The organism is Mesorhizobium sp. M7A.F.Ca.US.005.03.2.1 (genome assembly GCF_003997795.1).
Classification (GTDB): domain Bacteria; phylum Pseudomonadota; class Alphaproteobacteria; order Rhizobiales; family Rhizobiaceae; genus Mesorhizobium; species Mesorhizobium ciceri.
Genome location: NZ_RZRP01000021.1, coordinates 1 through 20,799 on the forward strand (window position 1 = coordinate 1; position 20,799 = coordinate 20,799).

Genomic DNA, 20,799 nt, shown 5'->3' on the forward strand with positions numbered 1-20,799 from the left:
CTGGGACCCGTGTCGGCGCTCGGTTACGTCTTCCATGACCAATGGGCGAACGAGAACCCCGATGCCGTCAGGGGGTTCGTAAGGGCGTCCGCGCAAGCCAAGGACTTGCTGGCCAGATCCGATGACGAATGGCTGCGCCTGGCGCCGATCATTCGCGCGGAAGGCAAGGAACTGGAAAAACTGCGCGATCGCTATCGTCAGGGCATTCCCAGACGGTCGGTCGCCGAGGAAGCGGCTGACGCCGGCAGGCTATACCATGTGCTGGCGGCGATCGGCGGCGCGAAGCTGGTCGGCAGCGCGCCGGAGATGGCGCCCGGCACATTCTGGCAGGAACCCTGGAAATGACCGCATCGGAAACCGACGGCACGCGTGATGCCCCGCCGAGCATGTCCGGCCGACGCAGCCTGGCGACGGCACTGGCGCCCGCGCTGACCGTAGCGGTTTCCCTGCTCGGGCTTTGCCTGCTGTGGAACCTTGCGGCAGGCGTCTGGCCAAGCCGTGCCTTTCCAGGACCTGGGCAGGTCTGGCAGGTGCTTCTCAGGGAGGCTGCGAGCGGCGACCTCTTTTACCATCTCGGCGTGACCCTCGGCCGGGTCGCCGCAGCATATATCGTCGCAATGATCATCGGATCCGTCATCGGCGTTTTGCTCGGCAGCTATCGTCGCGTCGACCGTTTTTTCAACCCGTGGGTGATCCTGTTCCTCAACATCCCGGCGCTGGTGGTCATCGTCCTCGGCTACATCTGGTTCGGCCTCAACGAGGCGGCGGCGATCGGCGCGGTGGCAGTGAACAAGATCCCGAATGTCGTGGTGACGATGCGTGAAGGCGCCAGGACGCTTGATCCAAGCTACGCCGAAATGGCCACCGTCTATCGCTTCGGCCGCCTTGATCGCATCCGCCATATCCTGCTGCCGCAATTGCAGCCCTATCTTGCCGCCGCGTCGCGATCCGGCATCGCCCTCATCTGGAAGATCGTCCTGGTCGTCGAACTGCTCGGCCGCTCGAACGGTGTCGGCTTCCAGATCCATCTCTATTTCCAGCTTTTCGATGTCGCCGCCATTCTTGCCTACACGCTGGCTTTCGTGGCGGTGATGCTTGTCATTGAACTTCTCCTGGTGCAGCCCGTTGAACGACATGCAACCCGTTGGCGCCGTCGTCCCGCTTAAGGTCGACATCGCCGAAAAGACCTTCAGGTCCGCGCGAGGCGTCTCGATCACGGCGCTTCAGGACCTTTCCTTCGAGGTCCGGCAAGGCGAATTCGCCTGCTTGCTTGGACCGTCGGGCTGCGGCAAGACCACGACGCTGCGTATCCTGCTTGGCTTGGACAAAGACTTTTCCGGCTCCTTCCAGTTGCCGCAAGGAGGTTCGAACCGCATCGCCGCCGTATTCCAGGAACCGACCCTGCTGCCGTGGCGAACGGTGGAGCAGAATGTCAGGCTGGCGTTGCCGAAAAGCTTGAGGGCGAAAAATCTCGACGGGCTGTTCGACACGCTCGGCCTCGCGGCCATGCGCTCGCTCTATCCTGCCGAACTGTCGCTCGGCCTTGCGCGCAGGGCAGCACTTGCCAGGGCTTTCGCCACGGAGCCGGCGGTGCTTTTCCTGGACGAACCCTTTGTCTCGCTCGACGAACAGACCGCCGAGCGGCTTCGGCATCTGCTTTTGACCGTGTGGTCGGAACGGCCCACGACCGCCTTGATGGTGACGCACAATCTACGCGAGGCACTGATGCTCTCGGACCGCATCATCGTGCTCGCGCCGCGGCCAACCCATGTGCTCGGCGTGTTCGACGTACGGTTGCCACGGCAACATCGCAATTCGCAGGTGATGAGCGACCTTCTGCGGTCGTTCCATCATAGATTTCCGGACGTCACCTGATCGCCTGCAGGTGAAATGCATATCGGAGGCCTTCATGTCGATCGATCGGCTAAGACGCAGGCTTGTGCGTGGCTTCGCCTGTACCGCCGCCAGCGCCGCCTTGATGCCGTGCTGCCTCGGACGAGCCGCGGCTGGCAACCTGGGATTCTCGCTCAGGCAGATCGCCGACGGCGTCTTCGCCTTCCAGGGCACGGATGAATTGATGACCGCCGCCAACGACGGTGCGATCTGCAATCTGGGCGCCGTCATCGGTACCGATGCGGTTGCCGTCATCGACAGCGGTGGCAGCCTGATCGAGGCGCACGCCTTTCTCGCCGCGATCGGAAAGGTAACCGCAAAGCCGGTTCGCTTCCTGGTCAACACCCACATGCACCCCGACCACATCTTCGGCAATGCGGCATTCCGGGAGATCGGCGCGACCATCGTCGGTCACCGCAATCTGCCGCGCGCCCTCGACGCGCGTGGCGCGTTCTATCTGCACAACTATCGCGAACAGCTTGGCGAGGCGCTGATGGAGGGGGTCGAGATCGTGTCGCCGACCAGGCTGGTCGACGATCACCTGCAACTCGACCTCGGCGGGCGCACGATCGAACTGCGGGCATGGAAGGCGGCGCACACCGACAACGACCTGACCGTATTCGATACCACGACCAGAACGCTCTTTGCCGGCGATCTGGTGTTCATGGGCTCCTTGCCGACGCTCGACGGATCACTGCTTGGATGGCTCCGCCAGATGGATGCACTCACCGCGATCGACGCCGCGCGCGTCGTTCCAGGTCATGGTCCTGTAACGGCCGACTGGCCACAGGCACTGGCGGGGGAGCGACGCTATTTCGAGGTTCTGGCGCGCGATATCCGCAAGGCGATCGCCGACGGAACGCCGCTGCGCGAAGCAGTCAAAACCGCAGGCGGAAGCGAACGGGACAATTGGCACCTGTTCGACGATTACAACGAGCGCAACGCAACGGCCGCATTTGCCGAACTCGAATGGGAATAGACGACGCCGACATGCGCTAGGCGGCCGCAAAGCACGGCGATTTGCCAAGGCGTCGCCAAAGGCTTATCCTCAACGCCAGCCTGGGCACCACCTCTCTTGCATTGGTGGAGGCATCGAAATGCAAAATCAAGCTTACTCGAGCCGGCAGCTCGCCTTGCCGCTCGCATCCGTTTTCGCCGCGATCATCTTGACCATCGGCACGTTGCTCGGCTCCTCGGGAGCCGCCAACGCACAGCAAACAACCGCGTCCTCGGATAGAATCTGGCATGACTTGAAGGGCGACGTGTTCGGCGATCGGGCAATTCTGGTCGATACCGGCGTCGTCAGGATCGAAGCACCAAAGCGGGCGCAGGATGCCGCCATCGTGCCCGTCGACATCTATCTCGATCCAGCCAAGGCGCCAGACGGCATCAAATCCGTTACCTTGATCATCGACGCGAACCCTGCACCGGTGGCGGCAACGTTCCAGCTCGGCAAGGATGCCGGCGTGACGCATCTGTCGACGCGCGTGCGCGTCAACGACTATTCCTATCTGCGTGCCATCGCTGAGACGCAGGGTGGTCAACTCCATATGGTACAGACCTTCGTCAAGGCGTCAGGTGGCTGCTCCGCCCCTGCGGTCAAGAACCAGGACGAGGCCAACGCGACAATGGGTCAGATGAAGCTGCGCCAGTTCCCGCCCAAAGAGACGATGACCAAGACCGAGGAACTGCAGTTGATGATCCGGCACCCTAACAATTCGGGGCTGCAGCGGGATCCGCTGACCCAATATTTCATACCGGCGCATTTTGTCCAGAAACTGTCGATCTCCCAAGCCGGCCGGCCGATCCTCTCCATGGAAGGTGGAATATCGATTTCGGAAGATCCCAACTTCCGATTCGATTTCACCGTGCACGGCAAGGGCGAAATCCAGGTTGAAGCGATCGATACGGACGGCAAAACATTTCGCAATCAGTGGCCGCTCGAGACAGCGGGACTCTGAAGTCTCGATATCTTGCGCTGGACTGCCGGTGCTTGCCACTTGATCCCGAAAATGGAGCTCGTTCGGGAAGATCACGCCCAGGCAGAGGACGAAGCTCCATCCGGCTTCCGGATGGAGCAGGCTCTAAAAGCAGCGCACGTCGGCTTCCGACTGCGCGCGCTTCAATTCGGTACGGGCTGCCTTCGCCGGTGCGCTTTCGCGAAACAGCCCCGCGCTTTCGCCTGTGGTCAAAGACATGCTCTTGAAAGTCTCGGCTCTCTCATAGTGGTCGTAGGGAAGGATCGAGGCGATGACGTCGATCGAGCAGGAACAGCTTTCCAGCGCCTGACGTGTCTGGCCGTTCGTCTGCATGCAGCCGAGCACGTAGTCGGCGATCGTTGCTGTCGGGTAATCACCCGCGGCGCCCGCCGGGTTTGCGAAGGCCAGCGGCCCGGCAAGGAGCAGCGGCAAAGTCGAAAATCCAACATATCTGATCACGGGAAAACCTCCGGTTAGCCTAGGCGCGATGCGCCCAGTCGGGATCACCGTGGCAGTTGGCAACGTGCAGCAGAGTCAGTCAAGCGCCCATGGCTTCCGTATGCGACCAAAGGAGGAATGCGGGGCTTGTCGACCGTGGTTCCGCATGGCGGCTCCGTGGCCTGCTCCACGCCCCGACTCCAACGATCATCTCATGCTTGGCCCACTATCGATTCCCAATGGAGCACGCGCATGACCATGCCGAGACATCGAAGCGAATACCTCCAAATAAAATCAAAGCTTAGGCGAAATGTAAAAATCAACAAATAACTAAATTTTATGTGCCCCATCGTTATTTCGCGGTCATAAATACTTTATCTAACAAATACCGTCCTGCTTATTTTCTTATATTGCACCGCATCATTTACGATATTGCGGTGCAAAAACACCAGCAGGCTTTTTTGCTTGCCTAGCCTTTTACGATGACATAGCCTCACCCTGTTTCCGGCTTCAAGGGCGTCACCGTCATTAGGGAGCGGCGACAGTCTTTCGTAGGCCAAGGTGAGGTGGGCAGTAACGGTGCCCTCTGCACATCTGGCTTAGGTCGTGACACGCTGCCGGAAATATTTCCCCCCCGTGAATCGCTTGGGCAAGCCCTTGTGGGCTCAGCAAATGATTCATCACTATGAACCTCGGGAGGAATTCGGATGCGTGTACTTACGAAAGCTACCTATATTCTAACCACTGCGGCGTTTCTGTCGCTCGGCGCGGCCTATACGGCGTCGGCTAACGAGGACCTTGCAAAGCTGGCTTCGGATTCGAAGAACTGGGCAATGCAGACGGGTGACTACGCCAACACCCGCTATTCCAAACTCAACCAGATTACTGCGGACAATGTGAAGAACCTGCAGGTCAAGTGGACCTTTTCCACCGGCGTGCTACGAGGCCACGAGGGTGGACCGCTTATCATCGGCGATGTGATGTATGTCCACACGCCTTTCCCGAACAATGTCTTTGCGCTCGATCTCAAGAATGACGGGAAGATCCTTTGGAAGTACGAACCCAAGCAGGATCCCAACGTCATTCCGATCATGTGTTGCGATACGGTCAACCGTGGCGTTGCCTATGGTGACGGCAAGATCATTCTCAATCAGGCCGACACCACAGTCGTCGCCCTCGACGCGAAGACTGGCAAGGTCGTCTGGTCGGTCAAGAACGGCGACCAGACCGATGGCGGCAAAGGCGAATCCGGTACGGCTGCCCCCGTCGTCGTCAAGGACAAGGTGCTCATCGGCGTCTCCGGCGCCGAATTCGGCGTTCGCGGCTGGCTGGCCGCCTACAATCTGAAAGATGGCAAACTCGCCTGGAAAGCCTATTCGGAAGGTCCGGACGCAGACACCCTGATCGATCCCGAGAAGACCACGCAACTCGGCAAGCCGGTTGGCAAGGATTCCGGCACGAACACCTGGGAAGGCGAGCAGTGGAAGACCGGCGGCGGCACGACATGGGGATGGTATTCCTATGATCCCAAGCTGAACCTGGTCTATTATGGCACCGGCAATCCCTCGACGTGGAACCCGGTCCAACGCCCCGGCGACAATCGCTGGTCGATGACGATCATGGCCCGCGATGCGGATACTGGTGTTGCCAAATGGCTCTACCAGATGACCCCGCATGACGAATGGGACTATGACGGCATCAACGAGATGATCCTCGTCGATGGCATGGAGGTCAACGGCGCCAAGCACGACGTGCTGGTGCATTTCGATCGCAATGGTTTTGCCTACACCATGGATCGCGCCACCGGCGACCTTCTCGTCGCCAAGAAATACGATCCGGCCGTGAACTGGGCGACCGAAGTCGTCATGGACCCCAAGAGCGAACAGTATGGTCGCCCGCAGGTCGTGGCGAAATATTCGACCCAGCAGAACGGCGAAGACACCAACTCGACGGGCATCTGCCCGGCGGCGCTTGGAACGAAGGACCAGCAGCCGGCGGCCTATTCGCCGAAGACCGGGCTGTTCTATGTCCCGACCAACCATGTCTGCATGGACTATGAGCCTTACAAGGTGAGCTACACCGCCGGTCAGCCTTATGTTGGCGCCACCGTGTCGATGTATCCCGCACCTGGCGGCGACGGCAACATGGGCAACTTCATTGCCTGGGATGCGGCCAAGGGCGAGATCGTCTGGTCGAAGCCCGAGCAGTTCTCGGTGTGGTCGGGCGCGTTGGCGACAGATGGCGACGTCGTCTTCTACGGTACACTCGAAGGCTACATCAAGGCGGTCGATAAGGACGGCAAGGAACTCTACAAGTTCAAGACCCCGTCCGGCATCATCGGCAACATCACGACCTACGAGCAGGGCGGCAAGCAGTATATCGCCGTTCTGTCGGGCGTCGGTGGATGGGCTGGTATCGGCCTGGCAGGCGGCCTGCTTTCGCCTGACAACGCCGCTGCGTGGCAAGGCGCCGTCGATTAGGGCCGCGTGCAAGGCGACCAAGCCGCTGTCGTTGGTACAGCTGGCCTGGGTGCCGTCGGCGGCTACGCGGCACTTGCCGACTACACGACGCTGGGCGGTCAGCTCACCGTCTTCGGTCTCCCGGATTGATGCGCTGGGAACCTTGAGCATGCCTCAGGTCTTGTGAGACCAAAGGCTTGAAGAACGAGAGCCCGGACATCCGGAAGCCATGGCCGGGCTCTCGATTCGGTTACGCACCCAAAAACACCGATCAATGCCGGTCGCGACAGCAAAACCGTGTCCATTGGCAAATGAAGGAAGCGTTTGAATGTCCGTTCGCATTGTAATTTCGGCTTTCGTGCTGGCTCTGTTGCCTCTGGCAAGCTCGAGCCTCGCCCGGGCCGACGACAGCATGGAAAAAGCCAAGGCGGTAAAGGAAGAAGGCGGCAAGTATTTGGATGCGGATGGAAATCCGACCTACAAGATCGAAAACGGAACCGTCGATTGGTACACGTTCAGCGGCTACCGCCGGTATCATTCCGATTGCCATGTCTGCCACGGACAGGACGCGACAGGTTCGAGCTATGCGCCGGCTTTGGTCAACAGCCTGAAAACCATGGATTACGCCACATTCCTCTCGATCGTCGCCGAAGGCCGCAAGAATGTCGGCGGCGGCAAGGAAAACGTCATGCCTGCCTTTGGCGACAACAAGAACGTCTATTGCTACCTGGACGATCTCTACGTCTATCTGCGCGCGCGCGCGGATGGCGCGGCGCCCCGCGGAAGGCCGCCCAAGCACGAAGACAAGGCCCAGGCGGCGAAGGATGCCGAAGCATCCTGCATGGGTGGATGACATGATCGGCCGCGATGCATTGAAGCTGCGCGTCGTTCTGCCGATCCTCGGCACACTCGCCTTGCTGCCGTCGAACGCGCATGCGCAAAGCGCCGGCCTTGGCGCGGCGGGAGAACTGGTCGACCCTGACATTCTGCGCGTCTGCGCCGATCCCTCGAATATGCCCTTCACCGACAAGAGCGGCGAAGGCTTCGAAAACAAGCTGGCCGAACTGGTTGCCGCGAAAACCGGGCGCAAGTCCGTCTCCTACACCTGGTTTCCCACGATCACCGGCTTCGTGCGCAATACGTTGGGGGCCAACCGATGCGACATCATCATGGGCTATGCCCAAGGCGATGAGCTGGTGCAGAACACCAACGCCTACTATCGCTCCGCCTATGTGCTGGTGCATCCGAAAAGCCACGATATGGAAGGCGTGGAAACGATCGAGGATCCCAGACTCACAGGCAAAACGATCGGCGTCGTTGAAAGCACGCCGCCAACCGCCAACATGGCCGCCAACAAGCTTCTACGGACCGCCAAGATCTATCCGCTTGCGGTGGATACGCGCGTCACCCCATCAATGGGGGAGGTCATGATCAAGGACATGCTGGCACACAAGATCGATGCGGCGGTGCTGTGGGGACCGATGGCAGGTTACTACGCCAAGGAACTCGGAGCTGATGTGACGATCGTTCCACTGGTGAAGGAAAAAACCGGCTCGCGCATGTCTTACCGCATCACCATGGGCGTACGTCCGTCGGACCAGGAATGGAAGCGGACGCTCAACCGGGTGATCAGGGAAAACCAGGCGGAGATCACCAGGATCCTGCTGAGCTACAACGTGCCGCTGATCGACGAACACGACAACCTGATTACCCAATGAATGGAAGGGAGACTATTTTCGTGCTGGTCGCCGCGAGCCTTCTGGGTCTGGCCGAGCCGACATGGGCTGGCGACATCGCCGAACCCAGCGGTTTCCGGATGGACGACTATCGGGCGCCGGTGCCGCGGACGCTGCAAGGCGCGAGGGTGGTGACGACGGTGGAAGCGGAAGCGCTGTGGCGAGCGAAAAAGGCGATCTTCTTCGACGTGATGCCGGACACGCCCAAACCGGCCAATTTGCCGGCAGGGACGATATGGAGAGACAAGGTCAGAAAGGACATTCCAGGCAGCATATGGCTGGCCAATGTGGGATACGGCGCTATTTCGCAGGAGACCGCCAGCTATTTTCGCCAAGGCCTCGCGGCCAAGGCCGGGACGGACAAGTCGCGCGCGATTCTGTTCTACTGCATGACGAATTGCTGGATGTCGTGGAATGCGGCGAAACGGGCCGTCCAGTGGGGCTACAGTTCAGTAATCTGGTATCCGCTCGGCGCCGATGGGTGGGAAGATGCAAACCTTCCACTGGAGGAGAAGAAACCCTACGCAACGAACAATTGAAATAAGGACTGCAATTATTCTCGATAGTTTGTTTTCAATTTTTCAAAACCTATTGTTTCATTTGTCCATTTTGAAACTTGATGGACGAGCCATTGCGTCGGTGCCCTGCAATGGTTGGCTAACGACAGGATCGGTCCCTTCGGGCTGGTATAAGAGGAGAAATGTCATGAAGAAGAACTGGAAAAAACCGACCATGTGTCAGGTTGCCGCTGGCTTCGAAATTTCACGGTATCTGCCTGCTGAAATTACTCCCAAGAAGTAGGCCGCAGAGGTGCGCGTCCCTGGCGACAGGGGCGCGCATCCCCTCCCCGCATGGGATTTTCGTGAAAGATTTTGACGCACGCAAAGCGCGCGGAGTGTTGTTTGTGACTGCAAATTGCCTGCAGGTCAGAGAAGCCGGCGCGCGGGCATTTTCATGCATTTGAGGATCATCGGATCGGCGGCGGGCGGCGGCTTTCCGCAATGGAACTGCAACTACCGTCTCAGTCGTGCGGCTCGCAACGGCATGGCAAGCGTGCATCCACGAACCCAGTCAAGTGTCGCCGCCTCGGCGGACGGGTTGGGCTGGGTTCTTTTCAATGCCTCGCCCGACATTCGCCAGCAAATCGCTGCAACACCTGAATTGCAACCTGCGGGCGATGCGCCGCTGCGCTCGACACCTATTCGCGCTGTGGTGCTGACCAATGCCGACGTCGATCATATCGCCGGACTGCTCAGCCTGCGCGAGCGGCAGCCTTTCGCCATCTATGCAACGGCGCAGGTTCTGGCGACGCTGGAGGCGAATTCGATTTTCAACGTTCTCGATCCAGCGCTTGTGCCGCGGCGCATCCTGCCGCCGGCGAAAGAGTTGGCCATCTGCGACGCAGAAGGCCGCGATACCGGCGTAATGATCGAGCCCTTTGCCGTGCCCGGGAAGATAGCACTCTATCTGGAGGATAGAGACCATCCGGATGCCAATTTCAGCTCCGACGCAGGTGACACGATCGGAGTCCGAATTGCCGGCATCGGCAGCCGCGGCTCCGTCTTCTATATCCCAGGCTGCGCGCGCATCGATGCGCGGCTACGCGCGCGTCTCACCGATGCCGCCTGTCTTTTGTTCGACGGCACGGTCTACACCGACGACGAGATGATCGTCGCCGGCGTCGGTCAGAAAACCGGCGCGCGCATGGGGCATCTGGCGATCTCGGGAGAATTGGGTTCGATTGCAGGCTTGGCCAATGTGAAGGTCGGCCGTCGCGTCTTCGTCCACATCAACAACACCAACCCCATCCTTGACGAGAGTTCCGCCGAACACGCGGCGGTCAAGGCGGCAGGCTGGGAAATCGCAAACGACGGTATGGAGATGGAATTTTGAGCGACTTCCGCGATGCAGCCAAAGGCGGACTCTCCACGAGCGCTCTCGAAGCCGTGCTGAGGCAGGTTGGCGCCGAGCGCTATCACAATCGCCATCCCTTTCACCACAGGATGACCAGCGGCGCGTTGTCGAAGGCCGAGATGAAGGCCTGGGCGCTGAACCGCTATTGCTATCAGGCGGTCATCCCACGCAAGGATGCCATGATACTCGTACATGCCGAGGATCCAGCGTTTCGTGCCGCGTGGCGCAAGCGGATCGAGGATCATGACGGCGAGGACGGCTGGAGCGGCGGCATCGCGCGCTGGCTGCATCTGGCAACTTCGCTCGGCCTGGACGCCGAGGCCGTGAAGAGCGAAAGGCTGGCACTGCCGGCGACACGCTTCGCGGTGGGCGCTTACCTTTCCTTTTGCACAAACCGGACGCTGTTCGAGGCGGTCGCGTCCTCGCTGACCGAGATGTTCTCGCCACTCATCATCGGCGAGCGGGTGCCGGCAATGCTGGCCAAATACGACTACATCACCGAGGATACGCTGGCCTATTTCAAGCAACGGCCCGAACAGGCCTCGCGTGACGCCGACTTCGCCCTTGCCTACGTGCTCAGCCACGCCGATACGGCGGAGCGCCAGCAGCAGGCAATCGATGCACTGGTGTTCAAATGCGATATACTCTGGGCCATGCTTGACGCGCTTCAACACGCCTATGGCGAGCAGGGAAACATACCGCCCGGCGCCTTCCAGCCCGAGGCAGCCCTATGATGGCGCTGCGCGAAAGAGCTGTGGTGTCGTTGCGATCGGTACCTTCGCTGCCGAAGCACGTGCGCATACAATACGATCCCTTGCGGCAGGCATTCGCCGTGCTTTCACCGGAAAAGATATTCTGGCCGAACGATGTCAGTCTCGACATATTGCGACGCTGCGATGGACGGTCCACGGTCGGCGACATCATTGCCGGCCTTGCCGCCGATTATGAGGCCGAACAGGAGGCCGTGGCGACCGACGTCATCGCCTTCCTGCAGGAATGGTCGGACAAGCTGCTGGTGAGGCTATGAGCACGCCCCTCCTCCCTCCAATCGGCATGCTGGCGGAACTGACGCATCGCTGCCCGCTGCAATGCCCTTATTGCTCCAATCCGCTCGAACTGCTCAAGGCCAATCGCGAACTCGACACAGAGACCTGGCTCGCCCTGTTCTCGGAGGCCGCCGATCTCGGCGTGCTCCAGGTGCATCTGTCCGGTGGCGAGCCGACACTGCGCCGCGACCTCGCGCAATTGATCGCCGGGCTTGCGGGGCGCGGCGTCTACACCAATCTGATTACCGCGGGCGTTGGCATCGTCGAGGGCCGTATCGAGGCATTTGCCGAAGCCGGTCTAGACCATCTGCAACTGAGCTTTCAGGGCGCGCGGCCGGCGACCACGGATCGCATCGGCAACCACAAGGGTGCCCACGAAAAGAAGCTGGAGACGGCACGCCGCGCGCGCGCGGCCGGTCTGCCTCTAACCATCAACGCGCCGATCCATCGCCATAACATCGAGGAGGTGCCGGAATTCATCGATCTCGCCCTTTCGTTGGGCGCGGAGAGGCTCGAGATCGCCAATGTGCAATATGCCGGCTGGGCGTTGACCAATCGCGATCAACTGATGCCGGAGCGTGAAGCGGTCGATAGGCAGGCGGAGATCGTCGCGGAGGCACAGGAGCGGTTGGCCGGCATCATCAACATCGATTTTGTGACGCCGGACTATTTCGCGATCTATCCCAAGCCGTGCATGGGCGGCTGGGCGCGGGACGCCTTCATGGTGACGCCTGACGGCACCGTACTGCCCTGCCATGCCGCACAGACGATCCCGTCGCTCAGCTTCGAGCGTTTCGAACCACGCAGGCTGTCCTCAATCTGGGCCGATTCGCCGGCGTTCAATGCCTTTCGCGGTACGGACTGGATGCAGGAGCCATGCCGCGGCTGTGAGCGGCGCGAGATCGACTGGGGCGGCTGCCGCTGCCAGGCGATGGCGATCGCCGGCGATGCCGCTGCAACGGACCCGGCTTGCGCGAAATCGCCGATCCATGCTCGCATGGCAATGCTGATCGACGAAGCCAAGCGCATTGCCACAGTTCCTTCGAGAGAAGAAGCATTCGTCTACCGGCGGATCGGTGCGGTGACCGAATCCGCCTGACCTGGCGAGAAAGCGCTTCTCACCCCCTCGGCAAGACGCGTAGCGTCTGCTCGTCAAACAATGGCTCGTCCTGGCCGATGCGCACAAAAAGCAGGCTGTACCCCTCACCCGCGGGCACCTCGAAATACTGCATGCCGTCAGGCATTTCACCCCAGTCGCCGCAGGGCGGTTCGGGAATCTCGTCGGAGCTGGCAAGTGCTTTCAGCTCTTTCGCATAGGCGGCGTCGGGGCTGAATGTGTAGCGTTTGACGCCGGCGGGTACCGTGCCCTCGGTGTAAGGCGCCAGCACACAGCGGGCGCTGACGGCCTTGTCGGTCTTTTCCAGGAACAGGCGCTGCAACGCAGCCTCGGCGGTTTCGCCAGGCTTGATGTCAAAGACCTCGACAAGAGGGTCAGCCGCGCCGCCGTCGCTGTATTTGATGGCGAGCGCTTTGCCGGCGAATTCGAAATGGATCTGGCGGAAGCCGAAATCGCAGCGCTGCGTCCAGGCGGCCAGCCCGACAGTTTTGTCAGACAATTTTTCCCAGGCGCATTTGTCGATGGGCGGGCGCGACGGCGCCGGCTCGTCCGCCATGGCTGGTATCGTCGCGGATGCAAGCAGGGCACTGGCCCAGATGGTCGATCGCACGCTATTCATCGCTGCATCCTGTTAAAATGAAGGCGTCCCAGGCCGAACCGCCTGGATTGGCATTGGCGAAATCGGCTCCTTCGGTGAAAGCCACGCCGAAACCGGGCAAGAGCAGCCCTCTCGGCGCCGGTGTCGCTTCGCGCGAATTCAACTGCTCGGCGCCGCCGCCGGTCAAGGCATAGACCTGGCCCTCCCATAGCCTGCACAATCCGCTACCGTCCTGCAGGCCGCCTTCCCGGTCGTCGTCGGTGCAGGCGTGGCGAATGGTGCCGAGCGGGAAGGAATTCTTGCCGTTGGTCCAGGTGATGTCGGCGGGCAGGCTCGTGCCGGCTTTGGGCACGGCCAGCGAAAACACTTCGGCCGTCAGCGCCGCCGGCTCGTTGGCGAGCGGCCGGAATTGCACGACGGCACCCGAGCGCGGCTCCTGATAGGTGGCGTGACTCAGGAGGCATTCTTTTGCCAAGGCCGCCTGCATCGGGCCGAGCAGGCCCAGGAGGAAAAAGGCCAGTATGCGGGTGATCATCCAATGTCTCTGGGAAAGCGTTGAGTCGGCCCGCACAGTCGCATCATCCGCGCAAAAGCATAGCAAAATCCGGAACGGCGGCGTTTGTCCGCTCCTGGACAAAACTTGTCCACGCAAAATCCCACCAGCCTGTATGGTCGAGCGCACTGATCGAAGGAGTGGTGATGCGGCGTTTGGTGATGACGACGGCAATATCCGCATTCGCCGGTGGCTCCGCGCTGGCGGCGCCGCCTTATGTTGGGACATGGTCTAGCGACAGGCTGAACTGCCACGCGGCTCCCGACATCCAACGCGAGACTGTGTTCACAGTGGACCAGGCGTCGCTGTCGTTCCCCGATCTCGGCTGCGAGCAGGCGACATTTCGCAAAAGCTCGACCGGTTGGGTGGTGCATGCCAGCCAATGCTACGGTTCCGACCCGTCGATCGAGGAGCCGTTCGCGCGTGTCATCCATATCGTCAGGCATGGGGCCACGCTGCGGTTCACCTGGCCTGGCTTCGACAGCGGACCGCTCGTCCGCTGTTGAAGGCGTCCGGCGCCTCAGACCAGGCCGACCAGAAAGGCGGCGCCACCGAGAAAGCCTGCCGAGCAGATCCATAACAGCCAGAGCCCCCGTACCCGGCATTCCAGCACCGCCGAGCCGGGGTTGGCGGGGTCATAGTGGACGTCGACCTTGCTGCCTTCGACATACTGCCGTGCCTGGCCGCCGACGAGGCCGGGCAACGAAGCCGTCACGGTTCCGCCGAAGGTCACACGATCGGCGCTGTAGCGCAGGCCGGCGACGTCATAGGAGTAGACGATGCGGGATTTGAAGACGGTGCGCCAGCGACCATGGCCAGAATGGTTTCGGAGCGCCTGCAGGCCCGAGTTATCGATGCGGCCGGCAGTGACCGGCCATTTTGCCGCCTGCTCGGCCAGCGATTTCTGGACGAAGCCCATGCGCAAGGCAAACAGGCCCATGAACAGCAGCAGCGCTCCCGCGCCGAGGTTCTGCGGCTTGGGCAAATGCGGCCTGATCGCCTCCAGGACGCCGCCGACGGAAAACACCAGAACCAGCGCGCCGACCACCAGCCCGGCCGAGAGCTGGATCATGAACTTGAAGGCGCCTTCGGGCATGGTGCGCTCGATCACGGCTTTGCTCGGATCGGCCGGATTGTAGAAGACAGTCACCTCCGCGCCGCGGGGAAACTGGGCAAGGGTTTCGGTGACTTCGAAATTCCCCAAATTCTCCTTCACGCTGTAGCGCGAGCTTTGAAATTTCTTGCCGCCAACCTTGTATTCGAAGGTGATCGCCGGAAAATTGCGCATTTCGGTGGTATCAGTGCTGTCCGAACCAACGCCCGAGCTTCTGACCTCGCGTGCCTCGACGCGCGACGAGATGATCTTTCCCGGCGTCGGCAGCCAGCGGCTGAGTGCCTTCACCTCTCGCCATTTCATGAAGGTGATGAACGACAGCGCGCCCGCGACCACGCAGGCAAAGCCGACAAGCATGATCTTGAGTTCCAACTCGTCTCCCCCCAGGAGTGCAGGAACCCGCACATAGACAGCATGGCGGCGGCAATGTCTTGTATTTTCGCAAATCTGAAAAGGCTGAGCAGCGCAAACGGCAACAGCCCACGCCGCGTTATGCAGGCTTCACGGCCAGGAACGTGTTCCATTCTTCGCTATTGCGGCCGACGTTGAAATCGTCCCTGATGAGGACCAGCCCGGCGCCTTCGAGACGGGCGGCGAAGTCGTCCCTGCGCCAGTAGACCATGTGATATTCGCCTGATGTCTCGCCATCGCCATTGCGCATCGAGACGAGGAAGGCGCCGCCCGGGCGCAGCGACCCGGCTATCTTGGCAAGCACCTGGTCGGTCTGGTCGCGAGGCACGTGGATCAGGACGCATAGGGCAAGGACCGCGTCGTAGGGGCCGCCGAGATCATCGGTGATGAGATCGAGCAACTCGCCATGCTTACCACGCGCGGCCTGCAGCTCGAGAAACCGCTTGGTGGCGTCGGTGCGCCGAACCTTGACGCCCAAATTTTCCAGAAAATCCGCATCGTATCCGGCTCCGGACCCGACTTCCAAAATCCGGCCACCTGTGCCGGCGATTGCCACCAGGCGCTTGAGCGATGCCTGCTCCCTCTCGTTGGGAACATGGCGCACGATGGCATCATATTGTTCCGCATAATCCTCGTAAGCGCTGATCGTTTGACGGCTCTGTGCCAGAGCCTCCGATGACACACCCATCTTTTCCTCCCATGCGTCCTTGTTGGTCAAAGAGCCAGACACTTTCCTCAGCGAATGCTGCCAGCGGAAGCGTGTCCATCGAGCAGTCCGATATCGCGCTTGAAATGGTCCGACAGCGCACGCTGGTCAAGCAGGCCGCGTGAGCGGGTCCTGAAGGGAGCGGCGAAGAGGTCGAGGATCGGCGGACACCCGAGAAAGCGAACGACGCCAAGCCTGATAGCTTGTCTCAGTTGGCGTCGGCTACCGTCTGCCGGCCGCCGGCCCAGGCGCGCCATTGCCGTTCGTCGCCATGGAAGACATTGAGGTCTATGCGGCCAGTGACGCCGTGCGACAGGCCGGAGCCGGAATACTGCCAGAACAGCCATTTGCGGCCGGGATAGACCTTTGACGGATGCTGGGCGACCGCACGCAGCCAAAACGGATAGTCGAGGAATTCGCCCCTGAGATTGTCGCGGTAGAAATCGGGCGCGGTGTAGATGATGGGCCGCTGGCCGTAATAGCGCTCCAGCTTGTCCATGAACACCTGCATCTTTTCCAGCACCTTTTCGCGCGACGGCCGCCGCTTGCAGCTGGACTCGCCGTTCCACTCGACGTCGATCACCGGCGGCAGCGCGCCTTCGACCCTGGGCACGTTGCGGATGAACCAGTCCGCCTGCTCGCCCGCCGTGCGGCACCAGTAGAAGAAATGGTAGGCGCCGCGCTTCAAGCCGGCGGCGTCGGCGTTGCGCCAGTTTTTCATGAACATCGGATCGAGGTGGTCGCCACCGTCGGTCGCCTTGATGTAGGCGAAGTTGGCGCCCTGCGCCCGCAGCTTGTCCCAGTTGACGTTGCCTTGCCAACGCGAGACGTCGACGCCGTGCACTGCAAGGCGGCGAGGCGAACCCTTGCCGAAATTGATCGGCTTGGCGTCGCGAAAACCGTAACGGGTGAGCGGCCCGGCAAGCATGGCCGGTGCCGCGCGCGTCAACAGCTTGGGCGGCGACACCAAGGCTGCCGGCTCGACCGGCAGCCCGCCGACATCAGGCACTTGGGGATCAGGCGCATCAGGTGCGGCAAACACCCCCGTCTCTTCCTCCTCCGCCAAGCCGAACGGGCGCGTTTTTTCCCCCGGACCGTTGTCAGACATGGGAGCCAGTCCGGCCCTTGCCGCCCTGTTGCCCCTTGCCGCCGAAGCAGCGGCGATCGGTGCCGGCGGCCGGATCACGGAACTGGTGGTCTCGTTGGAGGGTTTCTGCAAATCCAGCGCATCGACGCCGGCCGTTGACGAGCAGCCGGCAAGGCATAGCGATGCTATCAAAAAACTGACGACGCCCGGAATCCGCATCTGGACCTGTACTCAAAACACAACAGACCGAGGGCGAAACGACAGCCGACGGACAAACCGGATCAGTTATGAATGAGAAATTACCAATAAAGTTTGAATCAAGTTTTTTTCGCCATACCGCATGCGGGTAAGCGCGGTGGAAACTGGCTCAGGATTTCCTGAAGACGCCGATCATCGGCCCGAGATTCCAGTAGTCGTCTTTGCGGCCGATGGCAGGCGCAAACAGGCTGGATATCGTGCCGTCGAGGAACAGCGCGTTATCGCAACCGAGCGCGTCGCGGAAAAGCCGGGCGAAGGCATGGAAGGTCACCGTGCCATTCGAAATCGCAAAGACCGCGACGCCATCCTTTCGCACCCCGACACCGTCGCGGGTTTTCCGCGAAGTGCCGTCGGCCTGGAATTTCGGATGCAGCTTGCCGTCGATCACCAGCATCGGCCCCGATTGCGTCGCATAGTCGACGGTCGGGCGCCTCTTCACGAAGTCCCTGGTGGCGCGGACCGCGGCCCTGCCGTCGCGTATGTAGAAAATGCCGTTCGGCTGCAGGGAAAAGTTGCCGCTTCCCGAACCCGTTTTCACCGACGCCATCTCCTGGCCGCGCTCGACATAGAGACCGACCGGCGCGAGGTTCGGGTGATACATGCCGGCATTGATGCCGAACAGCATCGTGCGCCCGATCGCCTGTTGCGCGGCATGCAGATTGTGCAGCGACTGAAACGGCTTGCCCGCCGCATCCTTCCAGAACAGCTCGAGCTGATATCGTTTCGGATCGACCTCGCAAACGAGATAGCTGGTCGCCTCGAAGGTGAAGTCCCGGCATGGCGGCAGCGAGACAACCCACTGGCCGAACGACGCGCCAAGCGCCGCCACCGACGGCAGCGCCCCCTTGGCCATCGCCAGCAACAGTGGCACCGATTGCAGGAGGGTCAAAAAATCCATGTGCGTACCGGAATCGAAGTTCGAGGTCCGGTACGGATATAGCCCGTTTCAAGCGATACTGTGGAACTGCCTCAGACGAGCCATCCCATGGCGACGCTCGACAACAAGACGATGCCGAGCAGGCCGCGATAGATGACGAACGGCCAAGCCGAGAAACGCTCCAGCACGCGCATCAGCCCCCATATGGCGAAGAAGGCGGAGATCGACGCGACGACCAGCCCGACAGCAAGCACCGACCAGCCATGGGCGTCGAGATGGACCTTGTGCAGTTCCCAGAGTTCCTTGAGGCCGGCGAGCGCGATGGCAGGCAGCCCGAGCAGGAACGAGAAGCGCGCCGCTTCGGCCCGCTTGAAACCGAGCCCCAGTGCCGCTGTCAGGGTCGAGCCCGAGCGCGAGACGCCGGGGACAAGCGCGCCGATCTGGGCGATACCGACGAGCAGCGCATCGGTCAGTGACGCATCGCCCATGCTGCGCCGGTGACGGGCGAAGATCTCGGCCAGCGCCAGCAGGATAGCCATGGCGATGCAGGCCCAGCCGATCACCGTCAGGCTACGCAGCGGCGAATTGCAGGCGTTGAGCAGGCCCGACAGCGCAACGCCGGCGATGACGATGGGGATCGTCGCCAGCACGATCCAGAGCGCCAGCTTGAAATGCCGGTCGGCGAAATCGCGTCGCGCCAGAGCGTCGAGCGATCCAAACAGGATATCCCTGACGTCGCTCCAGAAATAGCTGACCACCGCGGCAAGGGCCGCAAGCTGCATGGCGGCGGAGAAGGCGGAGCCAGGATCCTGCCAGCCGAGCACGGCCGGCACGATGCGCATATGGGCAGTCGAGGAAATTGGCAGCAGTTCCGTGATGCCTTGCACCACGCCGAGGAACGCCACCTTGGCGAACCCCAGGCCGACGAAGCCCGTGTCGAGGCCTTGGGTGCAGATATCGGCCAAAATCGAATTCCATGCATGAGAGATCGGAGTTGGGTGGACCGACCCAAGGTCAATCCCGGGCAAGCCTTATCGTCATGGGCCGGATAATCAATTTACGGATTTGTAAGCTGGCACGCCGAGGTGCACGCCGTTCGAAACCGGCCCACCTTGGGGCCGGCTTGAGGCACACAGGGAAAATCGCAAAGCGACTACGGGCAGAGCCAGAGTTTCTGGCATGTCCTGGCGATCACATGCGCCGGCGGCACTTCGGGCTCATCGGTCGAAGGCCGGCGAGCCCGTTCGAGCAGCATGCGCACCTGTTCGGGACGCACACGATCGCGCTCCATCACAAGCAGGACCATCGGATCGCTCAAAAGCTCGTCCAGGGTGCTGATGCTGTCGTTCATCCGTCGTCTCCTCGAATGCCGTACCCGCGACCCTTAAATAGGACGACAAAGATGGCTCGCCAATGACGCTTTGCCGGCTATCTCGTGTCGATTTGGATTAAATTTTGGCCATGCTTGCGCTCTTCCCTTCCCCTGGCGCTGCGCGTCGATCCACCTTCTTCCACAACAAGGGGAGAAGGGAAAAATTAGCCTGGCGGAGGGGCGCCTTCGTATTTCGGCAGGCCGTCATCAAGCACCAGCCAAGGCTGCTTCGAGGCCGTGAAAATATGCATTTGCGGCTTGAAAACCGTGGGATCGTCGAGCGAACCGGTGGTGATGCCGATAATGCCTGCGGAATCACGTCGGGAGAACAGCGTTGTGCCGCAGCTCGGGCAAAAGCCGCGCTTGAGATCCGGTGAAGAGCCTATAGTCGCCAGCGGCCCATCGATCGTCACGTCCTCGATGCGAAACAGCACGCGTGCGTTGAAGGCGGCGCCGATCGCCTTCTGGCAAAGCCGGCAGTGGCAGACGCGTTCGTTGATGGGAGCCGCGTCCGCGCGGTAGCGCACCGCCTTGCACAGGCATCCGCCCTCATATCTTGCCATTGTCTGGATCCACTGGTGGGAGAGAATAGGCGCGCAACGTATCGGCGGGGCCGATTGGGTCAATTGAAAAGCTTTGATGCAATGTCATCGCTTGTGCTGATGCGAGTTGGGATGAAGCCATGACGCCGAAAGCCGTCATGGAGCCACGGAATGCCGGCTGCCCGCCAACAGCCGGCAGTTTTGGCGTTCACTCCATTTCGCCGACGACCTCGTCCCAGGTCTTGACCTTGGTCTGGCCGTTTAGGAACGGCAGCGCGGCGGCCGTCAGCTCCGGGGCGAAGAAGACATCGTAGTGGGTGCGGTTGGGCAGGATCGCCAGGCGGTTCTGCGACAAGTTCTCGCGCATCCAGCCGGCGTCCTTCAGTCCGCCGCCGAGCATCTGATAGAACTTGATCTCGTGTTCGGGCTTATACATATCGCTGTCGCCATAGACCAGCATGACAGGCATCTTCAGCTTGGCGACATCGGCCGAGTAATCGCGGTTCTGACGCATGAAGCCGCCCAGCGCATCGAGGAGCTTCGGGAACTCCTCCGGATGCGGCGCCACCGCGACGTAGGATTTGTACATCGGCGTGTCCTTCATGAACTCAGCCGCGGCTGCGCTCACCTGTGCCTGCTGCGGACGCATCTCGTCATAGAAGCCGTCCGTGGCGTAGCCGGTCGATACCAGGACGAGGC

23 protein-coding genes and 3 pseudogenes are annotated in these 20,799 nt (G+C 61.2%); 15 read left to right on the forward strand and 11 right to left on the reverse strand.

The features are described from left to right. The 5 genes and pseudogenes from EN991_RS02390 to EN991_RS02410 form a co-directional block, all read left to right on the forward strand. A pseudogene (locus EN991_RS02390) lies at positions 1–345 on the forward strand (ABC transporter substrate-binding protein); the annotation flags it as partial. After that, complete coding sequence (locus EN991_RS02395) at positions 342–1,166, forward strand: ABC transporter permease (protein WP_027162619.1); 825 nt, start codon at positions 342–344, stop codon at positions 1,164–1,166. The pseudogene EN991_RS02390 and the gene EN991_RS02395, both read left to right, overlap by 4 nt. Continuing rightward, complete coding sequence (locus EN991_RS02400) at positions 1,135–1,875, forward strand: ATP-binding cassette domain-containing protein (protein WP_064995363.1); 741 nt, start codon at positions 1,135–1,137, stop codon at positions 1,873–1,875. The genes EN991_RS02395 and EN991_RS02400 overlap by 32 nt, the downstream gene beginning before the upstream one ends. Before the next feature lie 34 nt (positions 1,876–1,909). Further along, positions 1,910–2,872 carry a quinoprotein relay system zinc metallohydrolase 2 gene (locus EN991_RS02405; RefSeq protein WP_127368064.1) on the forward strand — a complete coding sequence of 321 codons (963 nt, stop codon included), beginning with the start codon at positions 1,910–1,912 and terminating at the stop codon, positions 2,870–2,872. A 118-nt stretch (positions 2,873–2,990) separates the two neighbouring features. Continuing rightward, positions 2,991–3,854: a quinoprotein dehydrogenase-associated SoxYZ-like carrier gene (locus EN991_RS02410; protein WP_013532068.1), complete on the forward strand. Its 864-nt coding sequence runs from the start codon at positions 2,991–2,993 to the stop codon at positions 3,852–3,854. Positions 3,855–3,977: 123 nt separating this feature from the next. Here the strand turns inward: EN991_RS02410 and EN991_RS02415 are convergent, their stop codons facing one another. Then, on the reverse strand, positions 3,978–4,331 hold the full coding sequence (locus tag EN991_RS02415) for a hypothetical protein (protein WP_127368065.1): 354 nt from the start codon (positions 4,329–4,331) through the stop codon (positions 3,978–3,980). Positions 4,332–5,017: 686 nt separating this feature from the next. Here EN991_RS02415 and EN991_RS02420 point away from each other — a divergent pair. The 8 genes and pseudogenes from EN991_RS02420 (at position 5,018) to pqqE (ending at position 12,564) form a co-directional block, all read left to right on the forward strand. Then, positions 5,018–6,919, forward strand: a pseudogene (locus EN991_RS02420) (methanol/ethanol family PQQ-dependent dehydrogenase). Positions 6,920–7,097: 178 nt separating this feature from the next. Beyond that, complete coding sequence (locus tag EN991_RS02425; protein ID WP_013532071.1) at positions 7,098–7,622, forward strand: c-type cytochrome, methanol metabolism-related; 525 nt, start codon at positions 7,098–7,100, stop codon at positions 7,620–7,622. After that, positions 7,594–8,487 carry a quinoprotein dehydrogenase-associated putative ABC transporter substrate-binding protein gene (locus EN991_RS02430; protein WP_013532072.1) on the forward strand — a complete coding sequence of 298 codons (894 nt, stop codon included), beginning with the start codon at positions 7,594–7,596 and terminating at the stop codon, positions 8,485–8,487. Before EN991_RS02425 ends, EN991_RS02430 begins: the two co-directional genes overlap by 29 nt. 20 nt (positions 8,488–8,507) lie before the next feature. Further along, a complete protein-coding gene (locus tag EN991_RS02435; RefSeq protein WP_338048481.1) occupies positions 8,508–9,044 on the forward strand; it encodes a PQQ-dependent catabolism-associated CXXCW motif protein in 537 nt (178 codons plus the stop codon). Between the two features lie 415 nt (positions 9,045–9,459). Beyond that, positions 9,460–10,398 (forward strand): pyrroloquinoline quinone biosynthesis protein PqqB, encoded by a 939-nt coding sequence (gene pqqB / locus EN991_RS02445; RefSeq protein WP_013532075.1) that lies wholly within the window; start codon positions 9,460–9,462, stop codon positions 10,396–10,398. Continuing rightward, positions 10,395–11,153 carry a pyrroloquinoline-quinone synthase PqqC gene (gene pqqC / locus EN991_RS02450; RefSeq protein WP_013532076.1) on the forward strand — a complete coding sequence of 253 codons (759 nt, stop codon included), beginning with the start codon at positions 10,395–10,397 and terminating at the stop codon, positions 11,151–11,153. The genes pqqB and pqqC overlap by 4 nt, the downstream gene beginning before the upstream one ends. Continuing rightward, positions 11,153–11,446, forward strand: a complete 294-nt coding sequence (gene pqqD / locus EN991_RS02455) for a pyrroloquinoline quinone biosynthesis peptide chaperone PqqD (protein WP_032808964.1) — start codon at positions 11,153–11,155, stop codon at positions 11,444–11,446. The genes pqqC and pqqD overlap by 1 nt, the downstream gene beginning before the upstream one ends. Next, positions 11,443–12,564 (forward strand): pyrroloquinoline quinone biosynthesis protein PqqE, encoded by a 1,122-nt coding sequence (pqqE, locus tag EN991_RS02460; RefSeq protein ID WP_127368066.1) that lies wholly within the window; start codon positions 11,443–11,445, stop codon positions 12,562–12,564. The genes pqqD and pqqE overlap by 4 nt, the downstream gene beginning before the upstream one ends. 19 nt (positions 12,565–12,583) lie before the next feature. Here pqqE and EN991_RS02465 read toward each other — a convergent pair whose 3' ends face one another. Both EN991_RS02465 and EN991_RS02470 read right to left on the reverse strand, forming a co-directional pair. Further along, positions 12,584–13,201: a hypothetical protein gene (locus tag EN991_RS02465; protein ID WP_063167841.1), complete on the reverse strand. Its 618-nt coding sequence runs from the start codon at positions 13,199–13,201 to the stop codon at positions 12,584–12,586. Continuing rightward, positions 13,194–13,715: a hypothetical protein gene (locus EN991_RS02470; protein WP_013532080.1), complete on the reverse strand. Its 522-nt coding sequence runs from the start codon at positions 13,713–13,715 to the stop codon at positions 13,194–13,196. Before EN991_RS02470 ends, EN991_RS02465 begins: the two co-directional genes overlap by 8 nt. Before the next feature lie 164 nt (positions 13,716–13,879). Here EN991_RS02470 and EN991_RS02475 point away from each other — a divergent pair, with 164 nt between their 5' ends. Continuing rightward, a complete protein-coding gene (locus tag EN991_RS02475; RefSeq protein ID WP_013532081.1) occupies positions 13,880–14,239 on the forward strand; it encodes a hypothetical protein in 360 nt (119 codons plus the stop codon). A 14-nt stretch (positions 14,240–14,253) separates the two neighbouring features. On the opposite strand, the gene EN991_RS02480 is transcribed toward EN991_RS02475, so the two are convergent. From EN991_RS02480 to EN991_RS02495, 3 genes are all read right to left on the reverse strand, one after another. Then, positions 14,254–15,219 (reverse strand): DUF3592 domain-containing protein, encoded by a 966-nt coding sequence (locus EN991_RS02480; RefSeq protein ID WP_245268559.1) that lies wholly within the window; start codon positions 15,217–15,219, stop codon positions 14,254–14,256. 118 nt (positions 15,220–15,337) lie between these two features. Beyond that, positions 15,338–15,946 carry a class I SAM-dependent methyltransferase gene (locus tag EN991_RS02485; protein ID WP_013532083.1) on the reverse strand — a complete coding sequence of 203 codons (609 nt, stop codon included), beginning with the start codon at positions 15,944–15,946 and terminating at the stop codon, positions 15,338–15,340. A 226-nt stretch (positions 15,947–16,172) separates the two neighbouring features. Next, positions 16,173–17,072, reverse strand: coding sequence for a GH25 family lysozyme (locus tag EN991_RS02495; RefSeq protein WP_224672924.1), 900 nt, complete (start codon positions 17,070–17,072; stop codon positions 16,173–16,175). On the opposite strand from EN991_RS02495, the gene EN991_RS40660 reads away from it, so the two are divergent. Next, positions 17,071–17,346, forward strand: a complete 276-nt coding sequence (locus EN991_RS40660; RefSeq protein ID WP_245268560.1) for a hypothetical protein — start codon at positions 17,071–17,073, stop codon at positions 17,344–17,346. The genes EN991_RS02495 and EN991_RS40660 overlap by 2 nt on opposite strands. Positions 17,347–17,418: 72 nt before the next feature. Here the strand turns inward: EN991_RS40660 and EN991_RS02500 are convergent, their stop codons facing one another. The 5 genes and pseudogenes from EN991_RS02500 to EN991_RS02520 form a co-directional block, all read right to left on the reverse strand. Next, positions 17,419–18,207, reverse strand: a complete 789-nt coding sequence (locus EN991_RS02500) for a phosphodiester glycosidase family protein (protein WP_013532085.1) — start codon at positions 18,205–18,207, stop codon at positions 17,419–17,421. A gap of 71 nt (positions 18,208–18,278) precedes the next feature. Further along, positions 18,279–19,151 (reverse strand): undecaprenyl-diphosphate phosphatase, encoded by an 873-nt coding sequence (locus EN991_RS02505; RefSeq protein ID WP_013532086.1) that lies wholly within the window; start codon positions 19,149–19,151, stop codon positions 18,279–18,281. Between the two features lie 188 nt (positions 19,152–19,339). Next, a complete protein-coding gene (locus tag EN991_RS02510) occupies positions 19,340–19,537 on the reverse strand; it encodes a hypothetical protein (protein ID WP_013532087.1) in 198 nt (65 codons plus the stop codon). Between the two features lie 185 nt (positions 19,538–19,722). Next, positions 19,723–20,121 carry a GFA family protein gene (locus EN991_RS02515; RefSeq protein WP_013532088.1) on the reverse strand — a complete coding sequence of 133 codons (399 nt, stop codon included), beginning with the start codon at positions 20,119–20,121 and terminating at the stop codon, positions 19,723–19,725. 187 nt (positions 20,122–20,308) lie between these two features. Then, positions 20,309–20,799 (reverse strand): annotated as a pseudogene (locus tag EN991_RS02520) (alpha/beta hydrolase); the annotation flags it as partial.